Here is a 2,500-nt window from a genome sequence, read left to right on the forward strand (position 1 = left end):
TTGGTTGCGGGGGCAGGATTTGAACCTGCGGCCTTCAGGTTATGAGCCTGACGAGCTACCGGGCTGCTCCACCCCGCGTTACCAGGTTTTTGCCAAAGGCAAAATACCCCTAGGCAAACTGTAAAACAGTTTGTCCGTACTCGGTAAACTGCATGGCAGTTCATCCGAACCAGCGCAAATCCAGAGGATTTGTCGCGACGACGTCGATCGCTCTAGCGATTGACGGATCTGTGCCGAGCAAATTGCGTTGCAATTTGTCTCGCGTTTCCTGAACTTGCCACTTTTCCCGGTCTATCAGCCCTCAAAGAGTTATCTTTTCGGAAGGGCGGGACGGCATTAGTCCAAGAATTGGCCTTAAACGCAAAAGGCCGCTTTGATAGCGGCCTCGTGTTGGGCATCGAGGCCCTTTTTGTGATGAGAAGATGTTTTGTAAGCTTTGAGTTGCGTTTAGCAGACCTGGCAGCGACCTACTCTCCCGCGTCTTAAGACGAAGTACCATTGGCGCTGGGGCGTTTCACGGCCGTGTTCGGAATGGGAACGGGTGCAGCCGCCCCGCAATAACCACCAGGTCGGCAAAACGCAACAACTTACGTTGTTTTCGAGAAGCTGGAGAGCTTGAAGCTCACTTTAATTTAACACGTCTTGATGGACATGAACAATGAGAACGAAGAAGTCGATCGAGCTATTAGTAACGGTAAGCTTCATGCATTACTGCACTTCCACACCCGTCCTATCAACGTGGTCGTCTTCCACGGCTCTGATAGGGAATACTCGTTTTCAGGTTGGTTTCCCGCTTAGATGCCTTCAGCGGTTATCCATTCCGTATATAGCTACTCTGCTATGCCCTTGGCAGGACAACAGATCCACCAGAGATACGTCCATCCCGGTCCTCTCGTACTAGGGACAGATCCTGTCAATATTCCTACACCCACGGCAGATAGGGACCGAACTGTCTCACGACGTTCTGAACCCAACTCACGTACCGCTTTAAATGGCGAACAGCCATACCCTTGGGACCTGCTCCAGCCCCAGGATGCGATGAGTCGACATCGAGGTGCCAAACAACCCCGTCGATATGGACTCTTGGGGGTCATCAGCCTGTTATCCCCGGCGTACCTTTTATCCGTTGAGCGATGGCCCTTCCACACGGGACCACCGGATCACTATGACCGACTTTCGTCTCTGCTCGACTTGTCAGTCTCGCAGTCAGGCTAGCTTATGCCATTGCACTCGACGACCGATTTCCGACCGGTCTGAGCTAACCATCGCGCGCCTCCGTTACTCTTTCGGAGGCGACCGCCCCAGTCAAACTACCCACCATACACTGTCCCGGATCCGGATAACGGACCGCGGTTAGACATCCACGAAGATAAGGGTGGTATTTCAAGGATGGCTCCACAAGAACTGGCGTCCCTGCTTCAAAGCCTACCACCTATCCTACACATGCCTTGGCGAATGCCAGTGTAAAGCTATAGTAAAGGTGCACGGGGTCTTTCCGTCTGACCGCAGGAACCCCGCATCTTCACGGGGAATTCAATTTCACTGAGTCTATGTTGGAGACAGCGGGGAAGTCGTTACGCCATTCGTGCAGGTCGGAACTTACCCGACAAGGAATTTCGCTACCTTAGGACCGTTATAGTTACGGCCGCCGTTTACTGGGGCTTCAGTTCAGAGCTTGCACCCCTCCCTTTAACCTTCCAGCACCGGGCAGGCGTCAGACCCTATACGTCGTATTGCTACTTCGCAGAGCCCTGTGTTTTTGATAAACAGTCGCTACCCCCTGGTCTGTGCCACCCCACTATACTTGCGTACAATGGGGTCACGCTTCTTCCGAAGTTACGCGTGCAATTTGCCGAGTTCCTTCAACATAGTTCTCTCAAGCGCCTTGGTATACTCTACCTGACCACCTGTGTCGGTTTCGGGTACGGTCTATACGGTGGAGCTATTTCCTGGAACCTCTTCGCTGCACAACCAATCCAATAAGGGTGTACAACACACGAGATCCGTCACTACCACCAGGCCCACGAATATTAACGTGGTTCCCATCGACTACGCGTGTCCGCCTCGTCTTAGGGGCCGGCTAACCCTGCTCAGATTAACTTTAAGCAGGAACCCTTGGTCTTTCGGCGAGGGAGTCTCTCACTCCCTTTATCGTTACTCATGTCAACATTCGCACTTCCGATATCTCCAGCAGCCCTCACGGGTCCGCCTTCACAGACTTACGGAACGCTCCGCTACCACACGATCATAAGATCGTATCCTCAGCTTCGGTGCATGGCTTTAGCCCCGTTACATTTTCGGCGCAAAGACCCTTATTTAGACCAGTGAGCTGTTACGCTTTCTTTAAATGATGGCTGCTTCTAAGCCAACATCCTGGTTGTTTTGGGATCCTCACATCCTTTCCCACTTAGCCATGACTTGGGGACCTTAGCTGGAGGTCAGGGTTGTTGCCCTCTTCACGACGGACGTTAGCACCCGCCGTGTGTCTGCCGACTAGTAC

At 52.8% G+C, this 2,500-nt stretch carries 1 tRNA gene and 2 rRNA genes (1 of these 3 cut by a window edge); all 3 read right to left on the reverse strand.

The annotated features are described in order from the left end of the window. Position 1 precedes the first annotated feature (1 nt). Positions 2–78: transfer RNA gene (locus HGO37_RS26240), tRNA-Met, on the reverse strand. A 376-nt stretch (positions 79–454) separates the two neighbouring features. Beyond that, a 5S ribosomal RNA gene (gene rrf, locus HGO37_RS26245) occupies positions 455–569 on the reverse strand. A gap of 95 nt (positions 570–664) precedes the next feature. Then, positions 665–2,500, reverse strand: a 23S ribosomal RNA gene (locus HGO37_RS26250) (it continues 965 nt past the right edge of the window).

Origin of the sequence: Rhizobium sp. CG4 (assembly GCF_023701965.1) — a bacterium.
Lineage (GTDB): Bacteria > Pseudomonadota > Alphaproteobacteria > Rhizobiales > Rhizobiaceae > Agrobacterium.